This is a genomic window from Nostoc sp. MG11, from assembly GCF_014904695.1.
In the GTDB taxonomy this organism is placed as follows: domain Bacteria; phylum Cyanobacteriota; class Cyanobacteriia; order Cyanobacteriales; family Nostocaceae; genus Komarekiella.
Genome location: NZ_JACXXN010000010.1, coordinates 162,488 through 188,033 on the forward strand (window position 1 = coordinate 162,488; position 25,546 = coordinate 188,033).

Genomic DNA, 25,546 nt, shown 5'->3' on the forward strand with positions numbered 1-25,546 from the left:
TTGGCTACACTGGCTTATAAGTAATTGTGGGAGTGGTCAATGTCTATACCAGAGGACTTTCTTAAGCAACTAGAGCAATACAGTGAATTGTCGCACCGAGAGAAAGAAGTCTTTCTGGAAATATTCAGTCTTAGTAAAAGTCGAATCCACGTAGCTCAAGAATTAAACATTTCTGAAAGTAACCTCAGCACTTGCCTTACAGGTATTTACAAAAAATTTTGTATCACTGGTAATGGCCGTGTTAAAGAAAGCCGCTTACGGGAGTATCTGAGCAAAAGATACTCACAGCAAAAACCCTCTGGCGATTTAACAACAGATGACCTAGATGGTTCTATTGATACCTTAGTGCAAGAAATCCGCAAACACGTCAAACCCTACATCAAAGAAAAATGTGGAACTATGCGGGTATTAGATATGCCTAAGCCAATTGAGTTAACAGGAAAACAAGGTATTTACACGAATGTCAATATTCTGGAGGCAATAACAGGACGAAGACGACTAAAAGTTGCGGAACTAATGCAAAGCTGTGACCATGATGACTTTGAGCGACTTGGACTTAGCGGAGTAAAACAGAAACGAGTTTCAGGATTAGAGGTTGTACAGCGTCATAGTAAGCTGATGGTTTTAGGTAAACCAGGAGCAGGAAAAACCACTTTTTTAAAATATCTAGCAATACAGTGTATTGAAGGGAAATTTCAAGCAAACAGAGTTCCCTTGTTTATCACATTAAAAGATTTTGCAGAAGCACCTAAAAAACCAGATATTTTGAAATTTATTGCTCAACAATTGTCAAGTTGTGGGGTAACTGATGCCAGTGCCACAGTAGAGAAATTGTTGAAAAATGGTAAGGCATTGGTATTGTTGGATGGGTTAGATGAAGTACGAGAGGAAGACACTAAGCGTGTTTTACGACAAATTCGGGAATTTTCTGACCTGTTTCATACCAATCAGTTTGTAATTACCTGTCGTATTGCTGCCAAAGAATATACATATCAAAGTTTCACAGAAGTAGAAATGGCAGATTTTGACGAAAAACAAATAGCCATTTTTGCTCAAAACTGGTTTCAGTTAACTGATCCAGTTAAAGTTAAAAGATTCATTCAAAAACTCAAGGAAAACAAACCAATCCAAGAACTAGCTAGTAGTCCTTTACTGTTGACACTACTATGTTTGGTGTTTGGAGATAGTGGAGATTTCCCAGCAAACCGTTCTGAACTTTATCAAGAAGGATTAGATGTATTGCTGAAAAAATGGGATGCCAAACGCAACATTGAGAGAGAGCAGGTCTATAAAAACCTGTCTTTGCAGCGTAAGGAAGATTTGCTGAGTCAAATAGGTTTAACCACCTTTGAGCAGAAAGACTATTTCTTTAAGCAGAAAACTGCCGAATCATACATTGCTAATTTTATTCGCAACTTACGCAATGCTGACACAGATCCAGAAGTATTGAAACTCGATAGTGAAGCCGTTTTAAAGTCTATTGAAGCACAGCATGGGTTATTAGTAGAAAGAGCAAAAGGTATTTATTCCTTTTCTCACCTAACGTTTCACGAGTATTTCGCTGCAAGAGAAATAGTTTTTAACTCTGCCTGGGAAATTTTGCTAGAGCATATCACAGAGAAACGCTGGCGCGAAGTTTTTTTGCTCACAGCAGGGATGATGCGGAAGGCGGATGATTTTACCTTATTGATGAAGCATAAAATTGACCGACTAATTAGCACAGATGAACAGTTACAACATTTAATGAGGTGGGTAGCTAAAAAATCTTCTTTAGCTACAGTGCCATATCCGCCAGCAGAAGTTAGAGGTGTCTATTTACATTTGATAAATCATCTTATTCAAGAGAAGTATTCAGACTTTGAAAGTCTTCCTCGTGTTTTAGCTTTCGATCTAGCTCTTACTGGGACTTCAGACAACGATTTTTATAAAGCTTGCGCTCTAGATGGAATTAGCGGGATAGGTATTCCAGGCTTGAGTTTTGAAGTTGCTATATTTTTTGAAAGCAAAAAAATTCGTGTAACTAGAAAAAGCCTACATACTCTCTATCCTAATCACTTTGATTTAAATCTTGATTTTGGTCTAGAACGTAATCTAACCCCTGATTTACAGATTTTACTTGACAATCTCAAAAGCCAATTTCCACCTCTTAAAAGCGACAGTAAAGCGTTTAATTACTGGTGGAAAACTGATGGTAAAGTGTGGAATGAGCAGCTTAGATACGTCATGATTGAGCATTGCAATATTGGGCATGACTGGCAGTTCAACGAAGCACAAAAGACGCTATTGGAACAGTATTATTATGCCAATAAATTACTAATAGATTGTCTTAATAGCGATTGTTACGTAAGCCGGGAAGTTAGACAAGAAATTGAAAATACTTTGCTGTTACCAAATAAAAATTAAACATTTAGTAGAAGTTGATAAGACAGCTAAAAGCAGATTAATGATCCAAAATATAGTTAAATCTACCTGTGAAAAAAGATATTTGCGATCGTACTTTTACTTTTTCAGTTCGTATAATCAAATTGTGCCAGTTTTTAGATGATAAACCAGGAGTAGCACCAACCCTTGCTCAACAGTTGTTAAGGTCAGGAACATCGATTGGAGCTAATGTAGAAGAAGCACAAGCTGCTCAAAGCAAAGCAGATTTTATCAGCAAGCTCATGATTGCCTTGAAAGAATCCCGTGAAACTCGGTATTGGTTAAGATTGCTTGTTGCTTCCGAAATAGTAACTCAAGAAAGAATTAGTCAACTGCAAACCGAAGCCGAAGAACTAACAAAAATTCTTGGTGCCATCATTGTCTCTACCAAAAGCTCCACCTAACTTCATCCTCCTCAATTTTTAATTTTTAATTTTCAATTTTTAATTCCTAAACGGAGAGGGGGAGATTCGAACTCCCGGAGGTTTTAGCCTCATCCGATTTCAAGTCGGACGCAATCGACCACTCTGCCACCTCTCCAGTAAAGCTGTCTAGCTTCTGCCTAACCTAGTCAAGACACCATCTAAGTGCTTTTGTCGGCTAGCGCAAAAGCTGACAGATAATACTATATCCTATCATCTACGCAGATTGCACTACTGGACGCGATCGCTCGTACAAAATTTCTTCAGATGTCACCTGAAAGTCATCGCCAACCCAAACTAGGGAAACTTGCGAAACTACACCGGCCTCTAGAGAGACAATGGAAAAATTACGCAGTTTCTCGCTGCCATTTTCCACAATTCTGGGCACACTTGCCGCATTCAAGTAAATTGTCCCCTCTGGACTTCTAAAGACTGGCTTTCGCAGTACTTTCTTGGTGTGCCGGAGAGTTCGGTGCATATGCCCAAATGTCACCAAAGGAATGGTTTTACCAGCAGTGAGAGCCTGCGAAATCGCCTCGCCGAAATCTGGATCACCAAAGTCGCCGCCTATAGGATGCCAGTCTTTGCCGCAGGGGTCTTCTGGGCGATCGCCTAACCCACTAGGCCCGTTGTGACCTAAAAAAATAATCGTCTCGTAAGTCGCACTTTTGACTGCTTTGACGATTCGGTCGGCAGATTCTTCCAAACTTGTTACACCATATCGTTCTTTACAAATGTCAGCAAATTTCCACTCTGGGCCACCCCAGGTAAAAGGGCGACCCCCCACTACAGTTAAATTCCAAGTGGGAAAATCCAACTTGCCGTAACCGACATGAGATGAGCCTAATAAATCGAGTTGTTCCTGTACCCAGTCTTCCTTGGAGCGGTCGTAAGGACACTTTTTACGTCCCCATTCCGTGGCAGTGTACCATGCATCGTGGTTTCCCATCACCGCTGCTTTGGGAATATCGAGGGAGGCGATCGCTCTGACCACTTCCACCGACTCATTGCCAAAATCCCCCACAAACAGCGCTAAGTCAACACCCAGATACTTGAGTGCAATACCATCTTCTACTTCCCATTGGTCGTGAACATCGCCAACTACAGCAATTTTGAGGGTTGTTGATTGAGTTTTCTGACTGGTCATGCCACTTTCCTTGCCGTCTATCTCCAGGATATGAAACTCAGCCGGATTTGGACACAATCCTAGGATATCAACCGTCCACCATTTTTGGTAAAAACTACTATAATTGATTCCACAAGACAAAAACTTGCAACTTAAAGCAACCCCCTAACTGTGTTTACGACTGTACTAGCTCAACGAAACAAAACCCAACTGGGTGAACTACCACTAGATTTGTTTGCTGCCATTGAGAGTCTAAAAAAAGAACTCAACGCGGTTATCCTGGCGCATTACTATCAAGAGCCGGATATTCAGGACATAGCAGACTTTATTGGGGATTCATTACAACTGGCAAAAGCAGCAGAAAAGACCAATGCCGATGTGATCGTTTTTGCTGGTGTTCACTTCATGGCAGAGACAGCAAAGATACTCAATCCCGACAAATTGGTATTATTACCAGATTTGGATGCTGGTTGTTCTTTAGCAGACAGTTGTCCAGCAGAAGCGTTTGCAGCTTTTAAAGCCGCGCATCCTAATCATCTGGTGGTTTCTTACATCAACTGCTCTGCCGATATTAAGGCGATGAGCGATATTATCTGTACCAGTTCCAATGCTGTCAAAATTGTGCAGCAGATACCGAAAGAACAGCCGATTATTTTCGCCCCAGATCGGAATTTAGGACGGTATGTTATGGAACAGACTGGGCGAGATTTAGTACTGTGGCAAGGTAGCTGTATTGTGCATGAAACCTTTTCAGAAAAGAAAATTGTGCAGTTAAAAATTGCCCACCCAGAAGCAGAGGCGATCGCACATCCAGAATGCGAAAGTAGTGTATTGCGCCACGCCAGTTTTATTGGCTCTACAGCAGCTTTGCTCAAATATTGTCAAAACAGCCCTGCAAAAGAATTTATCGTCGCTACGGAGCCTGGTATCATTCACCAAATGCAAAAACTAGCTCCTGATAAACATTTTATTCCTGCACCACCATTGAATAACTGTAACTGCAATGAATGCCCATTCATGCGATTAAACACTTTAGAAAAGTTGTATTTAGCGATGAAAAATCGCACTCCTGAGATTACCATGTCAGAAGAAATACGAATTGCTGCACTGCGTCCAATTCAAAGAATGCTAGAAATGAGTTTTAGTTAGGTTTGGTTTTTAATATTTGTAGAGATGTATAATTTTGCGTCTCTACAAACTTTTATTAGTTTGTTTACACAAGTAATCGTCGCTCTACTAAAAATTTAAAAATATAGTCCACCCCAGAAACTAAGACTTACTCTTATCTGCCTCTTTCTGTGCTGCCTCGCTATATTTTCTGTAGAGCTTAGTGCGAATCTGAGCTTCTTGATAGCGGCTGTGTTTTGCTGGCACAGTGCTCATTATATCGGAAGCTTGTTGCCACCTAGCAGCTAGCTCTAACCACTGAGTTGAGGTTGTAGCTGTTTTCCCAGATGCAGAAGCTTGGTTAGCGAGTCGCACTGATGCCACAAATGGATCGTCAGATGATTCGGAAAGACTATTTTTAGTAGCACGGGGTAGTGCTTCTGCTTGAATCTCGTTAGTATTTTTTGTAGTTAAAGATTTGGAAGAGTCTAGTTGCATTAAGTTTTTCAATTTATCACCTAACTGAGCATAAACAACCCAACCAAGCAACAAGAGTGAACATAAACCGACAGCTGCTAGTGTCGCTGTTTTAGTTGAAGTTTTGTGTTTTTCTTTACTAATAAGTATTAAAGGATGAGACGATTGCGTTTTAGGTAAATTGATTTTTTTTAGTTCAGTTTGGGCATCTGTAAAATCTTTAATTAGTTGCTTTAAGATATTTGGCTGAACTAATGTAATTTCCTGTGACCAAAGCAATTGATTCTCGCGATCGCTATAAATTTCCTTCAACCAAAGTAATTGCTGTTCCCGAACAATTCGGCTGTTGATATTGACTCGGCGAATATTACGTGGTGCGATTGACTCAAGAATTTGTTGAATTTGTTCTACTAGAGGAGATTGCTCAAGTTGCTCTACTCTAGCCGCTTCACACAGAAGTTGTAAGACACCATCGGAAAAAATAGCTCTGGTTCTAACACCAGACTTAGCAAGCTTTTCATTTAATAGTTGAATAATCGCAGCAACGCTACCTTGGTGAGCTTGCCAAGCAATGTCGTTTATCCGATCTACTATTGGAGCCTTAGTGATAGCTGTTCCACCCTGACTTATTAATTGACTCATTAATTTAGAGGCTCTATTCTACTGATATTTATCTTGTCTTCGATTTTACGAGTAAAAAGTTGAGGTTGCCAAATAAAATCATAAAAATAAAGTCTCCTTCTGAATTTGGGAAGAAAGCTTTGTCTGCGTCAGTAAGTATAACGCTCATGCTGGGGTGCTGTGCAATTGTTATTTTTGCATCTCCTTTACATCGAATCCAGCCGATGGTCTAATTGACTACCACTGTCAAATTATGCTATTGCTCTATATCCTGCGGGAATGCTGCGTGAATAAAATGCTCACAATCTCGTTAAAATGCCTAAGTCCTGTTTCTGTAGTATGGCAGAACATAAGGTATTATTTCGATTGCAGTTTCACTGGCGATCGCAAAATTACAAGTCTATGATGCCTGTATATCACCTAAACTAACTATCGTAAAAAATTACAGCTTTTGAAAAATATGTACTTCACAAGTTTTTCTTTCTAAGCGGGCGGCGGGAATCGAACCCGCATTAATAGCTTGGAAGGCTATAGTTTTACCACTAAACTACGCCCGCAAATTTCCAACCACATAATAATAACACAGTTTTATCTAAAATTCAAGCATCTAATTATCAAGGGAGGGGTTCTATTCTGATACGTACCATCATATTGCTAGGCTTTGGATCATTTGGATCGTTATCGTATGCAGGTTCAAATTCCCAGCCTTTGAAAACTTGATCGGCAACGAAGTCTTCATAGTAACTTCTTTCATCTGCCGGCACTCCTTCATCTTCAATATCAATCTTCTCAAGTTTGCCCTTTTCAGAAATTGTTAATATCACAGTGAATTCTACAGGCTGACCAGGTTTCCTTTCAATAAACTTTACATATTCGAGTCCCTTGGGAAATGGCTCGTCGCTTATTTTGATTTTAGCTGGGTTATTATGTCTATCCCTGTCTACCTGTTGAGGTTCCCCCACCAAACTCGCTAAGAGACTTCCACTAGGAGCATTAGAGGTTTGCGAGGATGCTCCTTGGGTATCAGTTTGCTCAGCTTGTTGGCGTTGGAGTTGCTCAGCTTGTTGGCGCTGAAGTTGTTCAGCCTGCTCGCGTTGGATTTGCTCCGCCTGTTCTTGTTGAAGTCGCTCAGCTTGTTCACGTTGGAGTTGCTCCGCTTGCTGGCGTTGGAGTTGCTCCGCTTGCTGGCGTTGGAGTTGCTCAGCTTGTTGGCGTTGGAGTTGCTCAGCTTGTTGGCGTTGGAGTTGCTCAGCTTGTTGGCGTTGAAGTTGTTCAGCTTGTTGGCGTTGAAGTTGCTCAGCTTGTTGGCGTTGAAGTTGCTCAGCTTGTTGGCGTTGAAGTTGTTCAGCCTGCTGGCGTTGGCGTTGGAGTTGCTCAGCGATCGCTTTTTGATTTTTAGCAAGAGCTATTGCACTTCTATCTTGAGTACTAGGAGTAATTTTTGCTGTTAACTGATCTTTTGGAACTACTTGCTTTGGTGAATTTGCTGCTCGTAGCTTTTGAGTTGTGGATGGTCGCCTAGGCAAGACTGGTTTTGGTTTAGAAGTAACTTTTCTTGCTCTTGGTTTTGTCTGAGAAGAAATCTCTACAACTTCAATCGGAATAGTGGCTTTGTTCTCTTGCTGCCACAAGCGGCTAAACTGAGATGAGCGGACTAGCCAGAACGCCAGCATGTGCAGAGAAACTGAACCTATAACGACAGCAATCCACAAACCTGGTGGATCGGTATGTCGCCTCCAGACCTTGGCTGGAATTGGAGTTTTGTCTGCAACCGATGGTGTCATATTATATTTAAACTGGATATGATTTGGCACTCTTACACATTTCTAATGCTTCAAATCCAGCCTGCTGAATTTTAGCGATTAGCCATTAGCTCTGGTGTAACAGCAAAAGTTAGAACTGTTTCATCAACTCCTTTTAGTTCTAGCGGACTACCTTTAGTAATTTCTTCTTCCTGCAAATAATCTGCCACAGCAGCAGAAACCAGGATAGTACCGGGAACAGCAGCAGATTGCAACCTAGCAGCAATATTTACACTTGGGCCAATAGCAGTATAGTCGGCACGTTCAGCGCTACCAAACATACCTACAACAGCCGTACCTTGGTGAATACCACAGCGAAACTGTACGCTAGTAAGTTTGTCACCGTCGAATACACCTTGCTCTCGCCAGCGCTGGTTCAACGGAGCTAGTGAGCGGTGCATTGCTCTTGCTGTATTAATGGCACGCCGCACCTGTTCATTGGGGGTTAATTCTTCTGGAGCTCCATATAAAGCTAAGATAGCATCTCCCATAAATTTATCGACAGTGCCGCCATTGTCAAATACAACCTTAGTCATAGCTTCTAAATATTCATTCAGTAACTCTGCCACTCGCCGAGATCTGAGTGTATTTGCTAGCTGCGTAAAGCCCACAATGTCACTAAACAAAACTGTAATCAAACGTGGTTCTGGGCGCAAATCTAGCGTCAGATCTCCCGCTGCGGCTTTTTGCACCAATATAGATGGCAAGAAGCGCTTGAGCACCGATTCTGTGAGATAAGTATTTAACTCCAAAATCCGGCGTTCATTTTCCTTTAAGGCTAAAAGATTCCGAACTTCTGCTAGAAGTTCCCGGTCATTAAATGGTTTTGCTAAATAAGCATCCGCGCCATGTTCTGTGCCTTCAATGCGAGTTTCCTCATCAACTTTCGCTGTAAGCAGAATAATTGGTGTTCCTTTCAACTTCTGCTCATTGCGAATCATCCGAATCATCTCCAATCCGCTCACCAAAGGCATCATCAAGTCAGTAACAATCAAGCTGGGTAAAATTTCCTGAGATATACCATACCCTTCGTAACCGTTACGAGCTGTCTGCACTTGATAGCCGTTGCGGCGGAGAATATCAGATACATAAGCTCGCAGATCTGGATTATCGTCTACGACCAAAATTAAGTGCTGAATCACCGAACTTCTGTATGGCGGAAGCCGCTGTTCAGAGGTAGCAAGGCTTGGCCCGTGCTGAGCATCAGGACTGGGTAATAATTCTTTTGTAATACTTTCAATATTGTCTATTGTTGACTCTACCAGTTCTAAATCAGCTAATTCTACGCTAGCGCGGCTCGTATTTAATTCACAAGGCGTTTCCAGTATTTGCTGCACGGGTAAGTGAGCACTACCAGTGAGCAGGCATAAGGTAAAGGTAGTACCTTGTCCATAGACTGATTCCACGGTTACTGTACCACCATGCAATTCCACCAATTCTTTAACTAAAGCCAAACCCAAACCACTGCCTTCATAGGAGCGATTTGCGGAGCCTTCAGCTTGGCGGAAACGCTCAAATAAGTGGGGAATTTGTTCTTGAACAATGCCAATTCCAGTGTCTTGTACTTGTAATATGCAACGGTCATTTTCAGATTTTAATCTGACGCTGAGCCTGCCTCCTTCGGGTGTAAACTTCATAGCATTTGACAAAAGGTTGTAAACCACCTTGTCAAATTTTTCCATATCCAAGTACACCGTTGGACATTTAACCAACTGGGTATCGAGATGCAGTCCCTTTTTTTCGCAATAGGGGCGAAACGACTCAACAATTTGACTGACAAATTCGACTAAATCACAAGGGTGGAAACTAGGCTGCATTCTCCCTGCATCCAGGCGTTGTAGATCTAGCAATTGATTTACTAGTCGTAGGAGGCGGCGGGAGTTACGCAGGGCGATCGCACATTGGGAGTAAGATAACCCCTCACCACTCGCCACCGCCGACTCTAAAGGCCCTTGAATCAAGGTTATGGGAGTGCGGAACTCATGGGAGATATTTTGGAAAAATTCGGTTTTTTGTTTGTCTAATTCCAACAAGCGTTCAGCTTGCTGGCGAGTCTTTTGGTATAAGCGTGACTGCTGCACAGCGATCGCCGCTTGAGCTGCTACTGCTTTCGCTAGATCAACATCAGATAAAACCCATCGACGGGCATTACTACCTTCATGCAAGGTAATACTACCGATGCATTTACCATCAGCCAATAATGGGACAACCATTAGCGATCGTGCTGGCATTTTTAAAGGCAAATCAAAATCCTGGATTTCCAAGGATGAATGGCTCACATCAGCAATTACCACTGTTTCATGTGTCCGCAACAATTCTTGCAGGATCGGATTATCCTTAATTGGTGCTTGGTAATTAGGTAATTGCTGACTGGAGTCGTGTTTATTGCTACTTATCTGCTTTTCCTGGACTTTTTCCAGGGAATCCTCTGAATTTTGAGAGCTGTCATACAAGCCTACACACTGGACAAACTCATCTTCCTCTGTCCACAAAGACAGGACGCAGCCATCAACTTGTAAGGCTTGTCCCAGCTGTTGTGTAATAGCTGCAAAGATATCTTGAGGATTCAGGCTAGAGCGAATCGCGCTAGTAATCGTATTAATCAAGCTCTCTCGTTTGGCAAGGGCCCGTACTTGCTCGTAAGCATAGGCTTGAGACAACGCTAGGGCTGCTTGATCCGCTACCATCAACACCAGTTGTACCTCTTCCTCTCCCCACAAGCGAGGCTGAGAACACTGGTGTAATGCTAATACTGCCATCAGCTCTTGTTGGCAAATCAGTGGCACAACTAAACTAGAACAAATGTTAGCGGTAGCAAAAGCAGCACCACGTTGATAAGATTCGGGAGTATCGCCCTGAATACGCTCATCACCTACCACATCGTGAATCACTTGTACTTCGCGGGTTTCCCACACCGTCTGAGCTAGTAAAGAAGATGAGGAGGGTGAAGGAGATGTTGCTTGTGTTCCATCTCTGTGATCTTCTCCTTCTCTCCCTGCTTCTTCCTTAAGAGCCTTTTGGTAAATGAATCCTTCATCTGCCAACTGCTCATCTTGGAAAGGACGCAACAGACAGACATCCACTTCCAACATATGACCCACTGTATCCACAATTGCCTGCAAAATTTGCCGATAGTCTAAGGCGCTGCGGATAGTGTTAGTAACGGTGTTCAACAGCGATTCTTGACGAAGTGTACGGGTAAGTTCACGAGTGCGGGCTTTAAGAACATTATGGGTATCTAAAGCTTGGCGTACTACTGCTTTAAGTTCTTCTGCTTCCCACGGTTTCGTAACATACTTGAATACTTTACCAGCGTTGATTGCTTCCACCAGATCTTCAACATCGGTGTAGCCAGTTAAAATAATTCGAATAATATCTGGATATTGAGTCGCTGTCAGACTCAAAAATTCAGTACCGCTCATCATCGGCATTCTTTGATCGGAGATGATCACTGCGACCTCTCCCTCTTGCGAGAGCAGATCCAGCGCCGCAGGACCAGAGGTTGCCCTTAGCACCTTATAGTCGCGATAGAAAGTGCGGTAAAGCAAGTCAAGGTTGTCTGGTTCGTCATCGACAACCAAAATTTTAGGCTTACTGTTTGCTTGGGATTTCATGCACCGCTTTCCTGCAGCAACGGCAGTCGGATAAAGAATAATCTGATCAGGTAAGGATGTTTCTGAGTCAGTCCAGAGCAGAGCATTTTGACCAATAAGGCTGTTTGGCTACATGACTGCTGAGTGTGGAAGCGTTTACTCACAGTAATTTGTCTCAAGAGCTTGTGCCGATTGCTATTCGCTCTGGTGCAGTGCAATTGATTTCATAGTCATTAGTGTTACAGAGTGGATGCTTGCTGTCCAAATTTTCTCTCACCTCCGAGAAGAAATGTCTGATACTACATACAGTGCTCAAAGCTGGTTGAAAAATCCAGATGAAGCTGCATATTAAGTTTTCCCCTCGCAGCAGTTGCACTAACACTTGCTGGTAACTTTTATTTGTGGTAGTCATGGTAGAGTCAGCAATATTACAACAATAATATTTAAAGGCAACGTATACTATTAGACAAATACCTCTTTCCAATTTAGCAATCAAAACTATAACTAAGACAAGTGCTAGTGTCAGGAAAATTCAGGACTAGGAATAAGATAGCCTTGCAGGTTCTTTCCTTAGTGCTCATATAGCCTGTTTCTATTACTGAGTAGCATAATGGTTTTTGCGTAGCGCTAATTGCATAAAATAAGTCAGTACCGCAATCAGGAGTAGTTTGAAACAAGGGTTTGCTAGGGGTGTGCTTGCTTAATAATTTTGTAGGCAATGTTTACTAACAGGTTATACTATGTCTCTACCTGCTCAATCCAGCTACTACCACTGTCAATTATCAATTTGTTTTGTACTAAACAATTCGCTCGCTTTTCTACCCTAAAACCAGGATGCACTTGAACCTCCTGAACTAAAGAGTGTAAATTTATGAAACTGCAACTCTTAAACCTCCTTAAGGCACACAGGTTATAAAAGCCCAAGCAGAGTTTTGCACTTTGTTTGATCCACAATCAAAGGCGAATTGGCAATTTCAGGTCAGTTCAACACCTGGGCGGCTCTTGAGTTTTATCCAGGTGGAGATGGTATTTTAGGATATTTGAGAAGATTTTCGTGAATAAAATTAATACTAAACTAGCCTTGACATCTTGTTTTTTTCGTCCATACCACCAACAGTCAATTACATCTGTCATCAATCCAACTTCTAGCCAATTTCAAATCCGTGCAGCAACATCTGCTGATTTGACTGGTGTTGCTCAAATCATTACTGAAAGCTTTCATTCTCAAAAGGGTATGTGGGGATGGGCTTTTCCGTTACTACGTTTGGGTATTTATGAAGATTTAAGGCATCGCCTAGCGTTACCTACACCCAATCAAGTTTGTTTAGTTGCCGTTGATGTTACTAATGGTGAGGCTAATAACTTAGTGGGAACTGTGGAACTCAATGTACGTTTTAGTGATTCGTGGGCCCAGGTTGGTAAGAGTTTTCCTTATCTGTCTAACTTAGCGGTTCATCCAAAATACCGTAGGCATGGTGTAGCTTCAGAGTTACTTATTAGCTGTGAAAAAGTCTCCAAAGACTGGGGTTTTCAAGACTTATATCTCCACGTGTTGGAAAATAATTATCAGGCAAGACAGCTTTATTTCAAGCTGGGGTATCGGACGCATAAAGTTGAATCGAATTGGAATGCATATCTTCTAAGACGATCACGTCAAATACTATTATTCAAGCATTTGAGTACTGACTCAACTACCTGAGTTATATTGTGGGAATTTTAAATTAGGCTATTATAATTATTTGTTTGTGAGAAAAACTATCGTAAATATTGGTAATTAGACTATAAATTTATCTAGTCAAATATACGTTCAATATTACATATAGTTTGTATGGTGGTAATTTATGTTTTCTGAAATTTAGACAAATAGGTAGACAAGATAGACATAAAACTTATCGTATATATCGAATGGACTAGTACCCAAGTAGTATAATTATTTTTTGTTATGTTAATTCATCCTAAATTTGTATGAATCTCTCTTTAAATAACAATAAAGGCCCTGTGTTACTGGTATTGCTTAGTCTTAACTAAACTACTTTCAAATTTTAGAAAAAACTATATATAAATACGGACTCTTTTAATAACTAGTATAGCTCAAAATTCAATACAAAACAAATTTTTAGACATCTTTGATATTTAACCGTGGAAGTTCTCTGAATTGTACATAGTATAGTTGGATGTAAACTTTTTAAATCATAAATAATTTGTAATAGCAAAAAAATATGATTTTGTTTATTTAGAAAACTTTGCTGTTTGTAAATGTATGCAAGTTTCGATTTTTTTAAATTTATATTTCCATAAATAAATTAATTGATTATATTATATAATAATGGATATATCCGTAATTTCATACTTTAAAATTTGATCTACCTCATAATAACTTTGTAATTAAGATATTCATCTTTATAAAAACTTTAAACAAAAAGTCATACAGTTGGAGACAAATATAGTTATATCTCATAAAATATGATCACTCAATTACTGAACAACGTCTATATTTTTCCCATCTTAGTTAAATTGTCCTGCAAATTTTTGATAATAAGAAAACTCAAAAACTTGATTTGATGTAAAATCTAGTTCTGTTTGGAAGTGCATACTACTACAAAATTCATTGAAAGTTTGAGAAAACATGGATAGCGAAAAGCGTCGACGCTATCAAACTGCTATGTTATCAACTTACTACCCTAACACCAGTTTCCTTGACCATCTTGTCATGCCCGATGGAACTGAGCAATCACAAGGCTCGGATATCCTCACGCTTTTGCACACTGGAAAAGTTTTCATCGTCAATAGTCGTAAGCGGAATGGACTAATACTCTTTAAACGCTACCACGCGGAGTTTGCTGGACCTGGAGCGGCAGTGGGTGGGGATTACGATTGCGATTGCCACAGGGCACTGCCCATAGGCAATGTTTCTAATCAGTTTTTATTAACTCCTGAATCTAATGAGGAGCGCCAAAAGGCTTACTTGATTAGACGACAGTGGATTCGGTTAATTAAGCAAATTACAGAAAATCCGTTGCCCCAGCAGCGAGTACAGAAAATTCTTGATCAATTTGAACAATATTTCCTACCAGAAATAGTGGCTGATTTGCCGGATGTTGCTTTTGCCCTTTTAGTGGGTGTACTGCCACAAACAGTGGAAATAGTACGCCGTTTGGGCAGCGAGGTGGATGGCAGGTTTAATTCCTGAGTGAATCGCTAAGAGTCAAGATTTGCCAAAGCAGCTTGTACTCGTTTTAAGGTGCGGGCGTTTTCTTCGGTCGTCCCTACAGTGATTCGCAATCCTCCGCTGATTTGCCGAACAAGAGTGCCATAATCTCTGAGTTTTTGGTGTAACTTTTTTAAGGCAGCGTCTTGGGAATGAGAACCTTTTGGTTTGAGACGCAGGTAAATAAAGTTAGCAGTACTTTCTGCAATTTGTAATGTTGAATGTTGAGATAAAGCTTTGATAAGTTTGGCTCGTTCACTCAGGGTATGGGGAATCGTCTCAAGTAAGAGTGTACGGTTTTGCAAAGCAACTAATGCCGCTGCTATGGAGAAGCTAGGAAGATTGTAGGGTAAGCGGACTTTTTCTAAGATGGCGATCGCCTCTGGATGAGCAACGCAATAGCCAATGCGAAGGGCTGCCAATCGGAAAGCTTTAGAAAAAGTACGTAGTATAATCCAGTTGGGGCGATGTGCTAATTCACTAACTAAAGTACTCTGACTAAATTCAAAGTAAGCCTCATCAATTACTACTAAAATCTCTTCGCTGAGATTTCTTAACCATGCCAATTCTGCTGTGGTTAAGCTGTTGGCAGTTGGGGAATTGGGATGTACTACAAAAACCACTCGAATGGGAGGATTTTGAGTTTGTTCGATAGCGGCCTGTGCAGCTTTTAAGTCAATTTCAAAATTTGTTTCATTTCTGTCTACTCCCACTACAGGGATGCCTAAAGTTTGTGCCAAAATTCCGTACATCGAGAAAGTAGGATTGGCAACTAGAATGCATCCCTCTCCTCTAAGACAGGTGGCGATTAATAGAGAGCGAATCAGTTCATCTGAACCATTGCCCACAGAAATATTGGCAGAAGTGAACAGGGATGGTGAAAGGGCAGCTGACTCATTGACATACTCGGCGATCGCTTCTTTGAGTGTTTCGTGTCCGCCATCAGGATAACGATTTGTTTCAATTACTTGCTGATACGTCCAGACTAGTTTTTCTTTTAACTCAGGTGGCAAATCATAAGGACTTTCATTCGTATCTAGCCGATCAAACTGCGTAGGAACAGCTCCGGCTGTATCACTGCTGGGGTGGGGTTTATATGCGTGTAGCTTGGTTAAATCTGATCGGATGAATGGAAGCATAATTTTAGTAATTAGCCATTTGTCATTGGTTATTCAATAAATGACAAAGAACAAGTAAGAGTTTAATATTTTACAGCTTCAAGGTAATTGACAAAAGAGGCGAATTGCTTGCCAGATTTCTTCCATAACATTACCTAAAGCATGATTATCCTCTAGTTCGACTAACTCTATCCAAGGACGCGATCGCGCAAAATCACGACTAGCTTCAATAGGGATAACTTCATCATGCTTTCCATGCAGGATAAGGGTGGGGATAGGACGTTGCAAAAGTTCCTCTTGGTATTGAGCAGCGTCTTTAACAAAATCGTAACTTAGAGGCAGCGATTGCCCCTCCCCATAGTGGTAGATCATGAGATATTTTTCCCTTTGCCAACGCTTCACCTCTTCATCTCCTAACTTGGGCAACCAATGGGATAAAAACCCAAAAGCTGGTGCTAGCAAGACTAGGCGTTGTACTTGTAAATATCGCTCTCCCAAATGAGCAGCTGTCAAACCGCCCAAACTTGAGCCAATCAGTACTACAGATGCAGTATCATTACTGAATTCTGCGGCAACTTGTGTTATCTGACGAGTGATCGTCAGATGAGAAAAATCCCCAGCATTCAAATCGGGAATTTTTAGGTTTGTCTGAATTTGGGTAAAGCGATCGCTTATATTTTGCGCTTTAGCAGATTTAGGACTGGAAGCAAAGCCATGAAGATATATGAACTGAGTTGTCATCAAGCTTTTCTTGTTAGGGTTGTTCCTTGTCATTTGTCCTTTGAGATGACAAATGACAAAAAACTAATGACCTTGTTCTTAACGCAATGTGACGAATTCTTCTGCTGCTGAGGGATGGATACCAACGGTAGCATCAAAGTCTTTTTTAGTTGCGCCCATTTTGACTGCGATCGCCACCCCTTGTATTATTTCAGCTGCACTTTCTCCCACCATGTGAGCGCCCAGCAATTTATCGGTGTTGCTATCAACCACCAATTTCATCATTATCTTCTCTTGTTTACCGGTCAAACTATGGTACATGGGGCGAAAGCGAGTGCTATATATTTTTACAGCATCGCCTAGTTGTTCTCGTGCTTGCACTTCTGTCAACCCAACTGTAGCGGCTTCGGGTGTGGAAAATATGGCTGTTGGCACAGTTTCGTGACTGAATACGCGGCGGTTAGTGCCGAATTCGCTATCAGCAAAGGCGCGACCTTCACCAATGGCCACGGGAGTTAAATTTAAGCGATCAGTGACATCACCCACAGCAAAAATATGCGGTTGACTAGTTTGACTATATTCATTGACTGCGATCGCATTCATGGTCTTATAGCCAGGCCCTTCGACGGAACTAGGGACGACATCTACCCCAGCATTTTCTAAACCCAGCCCATCTACATTGGGAATCCGACCAGTCGCTACTAAAAACACATCGGCAATTACTGGTTGTTGATCTGCCTCAGATAAAGTCAGTTTCAACCCTTCCGGCACGCGTTCAATTGCTTTTACCAGATTATTCTTGATCAACTGAATTCCGTGGTTGGTCATGCCCTCTTCAATTCCGGTACGGATATCCTCATCAAACCCTTTCAAAATCTTTTCACCTCTAGTAATCTGCGTCACCTGAGAACCCAAACCGCGCATGATACAAGCAAATTCCGTGCCGATGTAACCAGCGCCAATAATGACTATATGTTTCGGCTGTTCTTTGAGATGAAAAATTTCGTTAGAGGTAATTCCACATTCCATACCTGATAAATCTGGTTTGACAGGACGTCCGCCAACAGCAATTAAAATTTTGTCTGCTGTAACTTTGCGTCCGTCAACTTCTACGGTATGAGGGTCTACCAGACTAGCGCGATTAGGAATTAGTTCGACTCCCGCTTTTTCTAAAAAGCTTATGTGTAGCTGGGACAGTCGCCGAACTTCCTTATCTATAGATGTAATGAAATGTTCCCAGTCCAATTCTGCGTTACCCACTTTCCAGCCATAACCTGCGGCATCATCAAATAATGCGGGAAAGTGAGAGCCATAGACCATGAGTTTTTTGGGAACACAACCACGAATCACACAAGTTCCGCCAACTAAGTCGTTTTCGGCGATCGCCACTTTAGCCCCGTAGCTAGCCGCTCGTTTTGAAGCTGCCAAACCCCCAGAACCAGCACCAATTACAAACAGGTCGTAATCAAAAGTCATAAATTTATATATCTCTTTAGCAACAAGTTGGTTCCTGGGAACTTACACAGAGAGCTTGATTGAACTACAAAGGATATCCGCTAAATCCTGCGTAAATCCTTTCCTTGATTTAATCTAGCGTTAGCAGATGCTCTCCTGTCAGTCGTGAATCTTACTTTTTGCTTTTACTTTAGTAGAGACAGTAGCTCAGCAATTCACAATGAAGAAACGCAATTTCGGCGAGCATCAAGTCAATAGCTAGAATACAAATCAAAGCAAGAACAGCTTAACACTTGTCATATTTCTGCTTCTAGTGTTAGGTGTAATTTCCGCTCCATCTGTGTTTAAGAAATAAGAGTCTACGAGTAAAAGAAGCAGGCTCAGGCTATCTCCTTGTCCTTTACAAAGAGCAATTAACTGATGAATAAAGAAGCCTATTACAGACTACCTTAGCAGTTTTATATATTTGGAGAATCGGTTTAATTATTGACGGGCGGTGTGTTATCATCTGGTTTCTCGACAGGTGTGTTGTCAGTTGGCTTTTCGACAGGTGTGTTGTCAGTTGGCTTTTCGACGGGTGTGTTATCAGTTGGCTTTTCGACGGGTGTGTTATCAGTGGGATTCTTAACAGGTGTGTTATCAGCTGGCTTTTCGGCAGGTGTGTTATCGGTGGGATTTTTAACAGGTGTGTTATCAGCTGGCTTTTCGGCAGGTGTGTTATCGGTGGGATTCTTAACAGGTGTGTTGTTAGTTGGTTTCTCGACGGGTGTGTTGTCGATGGGATTCTTAACAGGTGATGTGTTATTTTGTGAGTTTTGGTTTGTCGGATTTTCTGCTGAAGAGTTTTGAGGTGTTGTTGAAGTTCTACTAGAATCAACACCAACGTTATTTTTTGGAGTGTTTACGTTGCCGTTACCATTTGTTGTGCTTTGCTGCTCAGTATTTATCGAGCCTTGTCCTGTTTTTTCTGAGGAGTTTGCTGAAGAATTGTCTGTGACAACGTCTTTACTGGGCGAATTTGAAGGACTAGTAGTTAGCTGCACAAAAGAAGGGTTTTCAATTACTCCCTCGCCTATTATGGGTGGCTGTGCTTTCAAAGCCGCAGTGGTTTCGGCTTGAACACTAGTAATGGCAGGATCAGGCGTAGGTGCGGGATTCTGTTTATTCAAATCAAGTTCCCGAACCAGCTCACTCGTTTCATAAAAATTTTTCAGATCAAAATCATATAAGCTTTGAAATTTACCTTTAACTATAACTATCATCTGCCCTGCTTCCAGCATTTGAGTTTGAGAAGCTTCTCTATTAGAAACTTCAATGCCACTATTTGTCAGCGCACCCACAATTGTGGTGTCTGTTTGTTGGTTGTGGCGCACAAATAAGGCTGAACCACGAATTGCTGCTGCTGCACTCGGTGTTTGTATATGCGTTTGACCCCTTCCGGGTGGGATAAGCAACAGCACAGTCCCGTTTGACAGTCTAAAGTTGCGAGTCTTTGGCAAAAATTGAAATACCGCTTGTTCTCCAATCCGTGCCAAAGAGCCATCATTGAAACGCAAGTCTGCTAGAGAAGCTCGACCAGTTGACAGCCCATCCCCAGGAATCATTGCATCTAATTTCCGTGCGGGACGCTTTTTTAGGTTATCTCTGGGTATCAGTTGCACTAAGTTGCGGAGATTCTGAATCTCAGCTCGTGTCAAAGGAGTTATAGCACTTGCGCGATTTGACAAAGGCAGTACTGCAATTCCACAGAAACCAATAATTAACAGTGGAAACGATTTATGAAACATAGTTTGTTTGGGAGCTTGTGAACTTTAACTGATACCAAAAAAGTTAATCATAGATTCTGATGTTAAAGGTTCAAGCAGCTAATAACTGTTATAGCGAATTTTTTCAGGTAAATTTATCTGCATTTTAGTGTACATTTAATAGATAAAATAGACAATGAATACACTATATTTAGTTTGTTTAAGTTTTTACTCGAAAACTGACCTACTATGAAATAAATTCTGGAACAAATTTCAAAGTTGTACTTAATATCAATAGTTAAATGAGGAGTACCTTACAGATAATCCTTATCTAATTACCTAAGCCACAGGGTGGATATGCTTAACAAGAAGTTGTGGGGAGCTGTATGAGGTGACTCACTGGCTAAATTTCAGTAAAGTTAGGCAGAAATTTTATTTTCTGAGTTGGAACTTCCAGTGCAACTTGTGGGTCTACATCTGGCAGATGTGATCAATAATTTCAAAGATGCAACTGAAGATCTGGAAAAATTTGTTTTTTTGGATTTTGTTAGCATCCAGCGGTGGAAGCTGTTATTGCATTAAAGTAGATGCGGCAGAATCAGTAAATACAAATATATGGCGTCATCACAATAATTTTGCACCAAAAATAACATCTTTCGCTAGCACACAAAATCATCAGCAATGCCAGCAGTTAGAGCAAGAAGCAATTAACTCTTTTTGCAAGCAGTCTAGTGAGTCAAAGAGTTTACACTCTCAGATACCGTCAAATCTGACACAGCAAATACCACCAACAACTGATCAAACTCCAGCACCAACAGAAAACTCTGGAGGTAATCAAGAGCAGGATGACTCGCCACAGCTAGAAGTACAGCCAAGTAACTTCCCTGCTTCTTCTGACTCAATAGAGCAACTATTAAATGCTCCTGAGATCAATGAGTCTGAAAGACTAGAGAGGCTCTGGCAACTGTTGCAAGAGCAAAAACAGCCACCTCTTGAGTCTGATAGCGATCGCGAATTAGGGCTAAGGCTACGACCACGACCCCTAGAACAGCTGCCACCTCCACCAACAGAACAGCCTGTAGTTCAGTTTAAACCCATAGGCTACCTACAAGCTCGTGTTGGCTACTTTCAGACAAGTAACATTTTTTCCTCTAATGATTCTCCCATAGAAGATGGTTTGATTTTTTCTGGACTAAGACTAGCCTCCGCATATTTTCCTTTGGGATCTGAGACTTATTTAAACGGGTCAATTGATGGCAACCTAATTCGTTACATAGATCAATCACAATACAATTACAACCAAGTAAGATTCAATCTCAGTATTTACCAGCAGCTATCGCAGCGAATGTACGGAAGAGTGAGTTGGAGTAATCAACAGTTATTTTATGCCAACAACAGCGATCGCTTGGATAGCTTTAAAGCTGGCGATCGCTTCTTAGGTGAGAATTCCTTGCAACTGTCTTTGGGACGACGAGATCCTCTAACTTCAAGGTTGGTGCTAGATACTTTCTACGAATTGAGTGTGAATTTTGCTGACCCTGAAAGCCGAAATCGCGTGATCAATTCCTTTTGGATTTCTTTGAACTACTACTTGCAAAAACCGCTTCAGGTTGGTCTAGATTACCAATTTAGCTACTCTGACTTTACGCAGCGCGAGCGAGAAGATCAATTTCATCGGCTATTTGGGCATTTGAATTACCAAATCTCTGACTCCATAAATATGAATGTACAGGCTGGAGTTACATTAGGTAATTCTACCGCTCAAAACATTGATTTTGATGGCTGGTTCTTTAGTGTCAATTACAATTTGGAATTAGGCCAGTTTTAAACTTGTTATCTCTTACAAAGTTCTGAGCGCCGGCTTCCGGCGCTCAGAACTTTGCGCTTTGTCCTTGGTGATTACAAATGACTAATGACTACATATAGCTAATCCAATCACTCCAGCTACCAGCATAAAGTTTACCCTTACTTATGCCGGCTAGTTCTAAAGAAAGTAAATTCACACAAGCAGTTACACCAGAACCGCAATAAACTAAAATTTCCTCGGCTGTTTCTATTTTTTCCCATCGATGGCGTTGCTCTGGTTGAGGAAGTAAGTAACCGGAAGAGTCTGTAATTTCTTGCCAGGGATAGTTAACTGCGCCGGGAATATGACCTGCTATTTTATCAATTGGTTCTCGTTCGCCTCGATAGCGATCGCTCTCTCTTGAGTCTACCAACACTACTTCTGGACTATCTTTGCGATTTTTCACCGCTGTAATATCTACTACCCTGTCTGTTTGTGCTTGAGCTACGAATGTACCCATTCGAGGGGTAGGAAGGACATCCGTGATCAGATACCCGGCTTTTTGCCATCCAGCAAAGCCTCCATCCAGTACAGCTACTTGCTCATGTCCTAGATAGCGCAACAGCCACCACAGACGAGCGGCAAAGGCAAAGCGCGAATCATCATAAGCTACAACTAAAGTTTCTTGGGAATTTACTCCAATCGTCGATAATTTGTTAGCTATATCATTGGGGTTAGGTAAAGGATGTCTTCCGCCATGCTTACCTACGGAACTGGAAAGATCTTGATTCAAATCAAGGTAATAGGAATTCTTTATATGACTTGTTTGGTACTGTTGTTGTCCTAATTGTGGATCGGCTAGAGAAAAGCGACAATCTACAATGACAACTTGCGGATCTTCAAGATGTTCAAACAGCCACGTTGGCGAAACAACAAATTGGGAATTGTGCATTGATCATTATTCAGTTTTTTGTAAGATGTCATTAGAGAATTTTACACCTCAGCTCACAGCAGATGGTTCATTCACTTTCGTCTCCCAAGAGTTTGGTGAATCTTTTCACAGCCATTATGGAGCTAAGCAGGAGAGTTTTTTCAAGTTTGTAGTTCCTACTCAACTAGCTACAGCCGCACGTAAACCTGTTTTGCGGTTATTAGACGTTTGTTATGGTCTAGGATACAATACAGCAGCGGCTTTACAGACTATTTGGGCAGTTAATCCTAGTTGCTATGTCGAAGTCATTGGTTTAGAACTGAATCCGTCTGTGCCAAAAGCTGCGATCGCCCATCAGTTATTCGATAATTGGAACTGCAACCATACCGAAATTTTGACCCAACTAGCTTTTGAGCATCAAGTGCAAACACCTCGCTTGAAAGCAACACTACTAATTGGCGACGCCAGAAGCTCAATGGCATTGGTACATAAGTCAGATTTCCGAGCAGATGCGATTTTTCTTGATCCGTTTTCACCACCTCAATGTCCTCAACTATGGACAGTTGAATTTATCCAACAACTGTCATTGTGTTTACATGAAGACGGTTTCCTAGCCACTTATTCCTGTGCTGCTGCTGTACGCACAGCATTATTAGCGGCTGGTTTGGTAATAGCTTCTACTCCACCAGTGGGAAGGCGATCGCCCGGTACAGTAGCAGCCCACAATAGAGCAATAAAAGAAGTATTGGAATTTTCCCCCTCTCCTCCTCTCCCTCTCCCTCCCTCCTCTTACCAACTCTCTCAAGCAGAAAAAGAACATTTGCTAACTCGCGCTGCGATTCCCTACCGCGATCCCGAATTGAGCGATTCTGCTGAAGTCATAGCAATGCGGCGACAACAAGAGCAACAAGCCTCATTTTTGGAACCTACCTCTCGTTGGCGAAAAAGGTGGCTATCGGGAATTGAAGGTACTGATTTTACAAGCACTAGTTCATAAGAATATTTAGTAAACAATCCTAAGTTACGTATAATATTTTACTATAATTTTGATTTGTGTTTCTTACTAGTCAAGCAATTAGTTTTGATGACCTAAATAAATTAAATTACTCAAAAGTAGCTAAAAATACATGTTTATTAGTAGTATTTACTAGATATGATTATTAGCTAAGGAAAAATACTTATATATTTATATAATTACTGTAAAAACTTTAAATTCAAACCCAGATACTTTGATATAAACTAAGCAACTAAAAGATTTTCTGGCGCTGCTATGTTAATCGATATCCGTAAAAAACCTGATTTAACATTTGCGCGGATTCATCATACTGGAATTTATAGGCGAAAAATTAGACAGCAATATTCTTCTGGTTCTTGTAACATAAAAAACATGCTGAGAATGCCTCGGTTAAGAAGTTTGATCAGCTGTCAGACTTATAAATTGCACATTCTATTTTGTACCCCTCCGGGGAAGCAAGCTAGCAAGAGCGTCGGTTACAACAGAAGTTTGGCAAGAGCAGAGTCGGCGATACTTTGCCTTTGGTCAAGTTTCACTCTGAACTGGAGGATTTTTGACCGGAACTAACGGAAACGTCTCCAGTTCCGCTTTTGAGAGCTATAACGCATAATTATGTAGATTAAAGAGTAAAAGTTATGATGTGTCACCTTTATGAAAATACTGGCTTAAATACAGTCAAAAACTAAACTTTTTTTGAAATTTGACGCTGTTAACTTTTTCAAGAAAATTGCAGTGCCTTTATGATTCAATGGAAATCCAACCATACAGGCTCTACTGAACAAATTATTAGTGGGTCGAACCCTCTAAGTAAAGTGAAGAGTATCGGTTCAAATCACGCCGTAGAATTACAAAATGTAGAGGGTTATTCCGTGGGCTTATCTAAAGAAGACCTTATGCTTGAAGATACCCAAGCAGTGTCTTCTTGGATAAAGGCTGATGTTAATAGTGGTGATTCATTGGTATCTAGAACCCTAAAAACCAAAGGTTCTAAATTGAATGGCTTTGACTCAGAGCCACCCAAGGTTTTAGTGGTTGATGACCATGCTGCTAGTCGCATGACTGCTGTTGCCCTTTTAGCTATGGAAGGATACGAAGTAATTGAGGCAGACAGTGGTTTTGTTGTTGTAGAATTAGTAACGCAAAAACAACCGGATCTGATTTTGCTGGATGTGATGATGCCGGGGATGGATGGATTTGAAGTGTGCCAGCTGCTCAAGCAAGATGAGCAGACTAGGTTAATACCAGTAATTTTTGTTACAGCCTTAAATGATAGGCGATCGCGCATCCGGGGAATTGAAGTTGGAGCGGATGATTTTCTTACCAAACCCTTTGACCGTGTGGAATTGGCAGCGCGTGTTAAATCCTTAGTGCGGCAGAAGCGTTTGAATGAAGACTTAGACCATGCCGAACAAGTACTGTTTTCCATTGCCATGTCGATTGAAAGTCGCGATCCTAATACGGGCGATCACTGCGAACGACTAGTCAAGCTGGGACAAGCGTTTGGGGAATACCTCAACCTTTCACGCTACCAAATTCGGGATTTGATGTGGGGTGGTTATCTCCACGATATCGGTAAAGTGGGTATTCCCGACGCGGTGTTGCTGAAAAAAGGTAAACTCAGCCCCGAAGATTGGAAAATTATGAGACAGCACGTTTTGATTGGGGAAAAAATCTGCCAACCACTACGCAGTATGCGGGGTGTAATTCCGATCATTCGCCATCACCATGAGCGCTGGGATGGCTCAGGCTACCCCGATAGACTTAAGGGAGATAACATTCCTTTCTTGGCGCAAGTGTTTCAGTTAATTGATATTTACGATGCCTTAACCAGCGAACGACCTTACAAGAGAGCTTTTACTTCAGAAGAAGCGCTTTTAGTGATGCGAGAAGAAACTGATTCGGGTTGGCGCAATCCCGAACTAATGCAGCAGTTTACAGAGTTTATTCACTCTTTTGAGGATAGAGAGTAGTCAGTAATCAGGAGATAGAAGATAGGAGC

At 41.3% G+C, this 25,546-nt stretch carries 17 protein-coding genes and 2 tRNA genes; 8 read left to right on the forward strand and 11 right to left on the reverse strand.

Going from position 1 to position 25,546, the window contains the following annotated elements; translation table 11 throughout:
- The first annotated feature begins 39 nt into the window (after positions 1-39).
- Positions 40-2,403: an NACHT domain-containing protein gene (locus HCR01_RS16805; protein WP_193197273.1), complete on the forward strand. Its 2,364-nt coding sequence runs from the start codon at positions 40-42 to the stop codon at positions 2,401-2,403.
- Positions 2,404-2,471: 68 nt separating this feature from the next.
- On the forward strand, positions 2,472-2,825 hold the full coding sequence (locus HCR01_RS16810) for a four helix bundle protein (protein ID WP_193197274.1): 354 nt from the start codon (positions 2,472-2,474) through the stop codon (positions 2,823-2,825).
- Positions 2,826-2,876: 51 nt separating this feature from the next.
- Here HCR01_RS16810 and HCR01_RS16815 read toward each other — a convergent pair.
- Together HCR01_RS16815 and HCR01_RS16820 are read right to left on the reverse strand one after the other, a co-directional pair.
- Positions 2,877-2,961 (reverse strand) — tRNA-Ser (locus HCR01_RS16815).
- A 99-nt stretch (positions 2,962-3,060) separates the two neighbouring features.
- Positions 3,061-3,990, reverse strand: a complete 930-nt coding sequence (locus HCR01_RS16820) for a TIGR04168 family protein (RefSeq protein ID WP_193197322.1) — start codon at positions 3,988-3,990, stop codon at positions 3,061-3,063.
- 150 nt (positions 3,991-4,140) lie between these two features.
- Between HCR01_RS16820 and nadA the strand changes: the two genes are divergently transcribed.
- Positions 4,141-5,118 carry a quinolinate synthase NadA gene (gene nadA, locus HCR01_RS16825; RefSeq protein ID WP_193197275.1) on the forward strand — a complete coding sequence of 326 codons (978 nt, stop codon included), beginning with the start codon at positions 4,141-4,143 and terminating at the stop codon, positions 5,116-5,118.
- 120 nt (positions 5,119-5,238) lie between these two features.
- Here nadA and HCR01_RS16830 read toward each other — a convergent pair whose 3' ends face one another.
- The 4 genes from HCR01_RS16830 to HCR01_RS16845 form a co-directional block, all read right to left on the reverse strand.
- On the reverse strand, positions 5,239-6,195 hold the full coding sequence (locus HCR01_RS16830; protein WP_193197276.1) for a hypothetical protein: 957 nt from the start codon (positions 6,193-6,195) through the stop codon (positions 5,239-5,241).
- A 465-nt stretch (positions 6,196-6,660) separates the two neighbouring features.
- Positions 6,661-6,731 (reverse strand) — tRNA-Gly (locus HCR01_RS16835).
- 57 nt (positions 6,732-6,788) lie between these two features.
- A complete protein-coding gene (locus tag HCR01_RS16840) occupies positions 6,789-7,958 on the reverse strand; it encodes a hypothetical protein (RefSeq protein WP_193197277.1) in 1,170 nt (389 codons plus the stop codon).
- Between the two features lie 71 nt (positions 7,959-8,029).
- Positions 8,030-11,590 carry a response regulator gene (locus HCR01_RS16845; protein WP_193197278.1) on the reverse strand — a complete coding sequence of 1,187 codons (3,561 nt, stop codon included), beginning with the start codon at positions 11,588-11,590 and terminating at the stop codon, positions 8,030-8,032.
- Between the two features lie 1,033 nt (positions 11,591-12,623).
- Between HCR01_RS16845 and HCR01_RS16850 the strand changes: the two genes are divergently transcribed.
- Together HCR01_RS16850 and HCR01_RS16855 are read left to right on the forward strand one after the other, a co-directional pair.
- On the forward strand, positions 12,624-13,268 hold the full coding sequence (locus tag HCR01_RS16850; protein WP_320073125.1) for a GNAT family N-acetyltransferase: 645 nt from the start codon (positions 12,624-12,626) through the stop codon (positions 13,266-13,268).
- Positions 13,269-14,195: 927 nt separating this feature from the next.
- Positions 14,196-14,759, forward strand: a complete 564-nt coding sequence (locus HCR01_RS16855; protein ID WP_193197279.1) for a hypothetical protein — start codon at positions 14,196-14,198, stop codon at positions 14,757-14,759.
- Positions 14,760-14,767: 8 nt separating this feature from the next.
- On the opposite strand, the gene HCR01_RS16860 is transcribed toward HCR01_RS16855, so the two are convergent.
- The 4 genes from HCR01_RS16860 to HCR01_RS16875 form a co-directional block, all read right to left on the reverse strand.
- Positions 14,768-15,916, reverse strand: a complete 1,149-nt coding sequence (locus HCR01_RS16860) for a histidinol-phosphate transaminase (protein WP_193197280.1) — start codon at positions 15,914-15,916, stop codon at positions 14,768-14,770.
- A gap of 78 nt (positions 15,917-15,994) precedes the next feature.
- Positions 15,995-16,636: a YqiA/YcfP family alpha/beta fold hydrolase gene (locus HCR01_RS16865; protein ID WP_193197326.1), complete on the reverse strand. Its 642-nt coding sequence runs from the start codon at positions 16,634-16,636 to the stop codon at positions 15,995-15,997.
- A 78-nt stretch (positions 16,637-16,714) separates the two neighbouring features.
- Positions 16,715-18,091, reverse strand: coding sequence for a glutathione-disulfide reductase (gene gor / locus HCR01_RS16870; RefSeq protein WP_193197281.1), 1,377 nt, complete (start codon positions 18,089-18,091; stop codon positions 16,715-16,717).
- Between the two features lie 458 nt (positions 18,092-18,549).
- Positions 18,550-19,857 (reverse strand): FecR family protein, encoded by a 1,308-nt coding sequence (locus HCR01_RS16875; RefSeq protein WP_193197282.1) that lies wholly within the window; start codon positions 19,855-19,857, stop codon positions 18,550-18,552.
- A gap of 463 nt (positions 19,858-20,320) precedes the next feature.
- Here HCR01_RS16875 and HCR01_RS16880 point away from each other — a divergent pair, with 463 nt between their 5' ends.
- A complete protein-coding gene (locus tag HCR01_RS16880; protein ID WP_193197283.1) occupies positions 20,321-21,643 on the forward strand; it encodes a hypothetical protein in 1,323 nt (440 codons plus the stop codon).
- A gap of 88 nt (positions 21,644-21,731) precedes the next feature.
- Here the strand turns inward: HCR01_RS16880 and HCR01_RS16885 are convergent, their stop codons facing one another.
- Positions 21,732-22,553, reverse strand: a complete 822-nt coding sequence (locus HCR01_RS16885) for a sulfurtransferase (protein WP_193197284.1) — start codon at positions 22,551-22,553, stop codon at positions 21,732-21,734.
- A gap of 25 nt (positions 22,554-22,578) precedes the next feature.
- Between HCR01_RS16885 and HCR01_RS16890 the strand changes: the two genes are divergently transcribed.
- Positions 22,579-23,529 (forward strand): tRNA (5-methylaminomethyl-2-thiouridine)(34)-methyltransferase MnmD, encoded by a 951-nt coding sequence (locus tag HCR01_RS16890; protein ID WP_193197285.1) that lies wholly within the window; start codon positions 22,579-22,581, stop codon positions 23,527-23,529.
- A 758-nt stretch (positions 23,530-24,287) separates the two neighbouring features.
- The gene (locus tag HCR01_RS16895; RefSeq protein WP_193197286.1) at positions 24,288-25,517 is read left to right on the forward strand and encodes a two-component system response regulator; all 1,230 of its coding nucleotides are present in this window, start codon (positions 24,288-24,290) and stop codon (positions 25,515-25,517) included.
- Positions 25,518-25,546 lie beyond the last annotated feature (29 nt).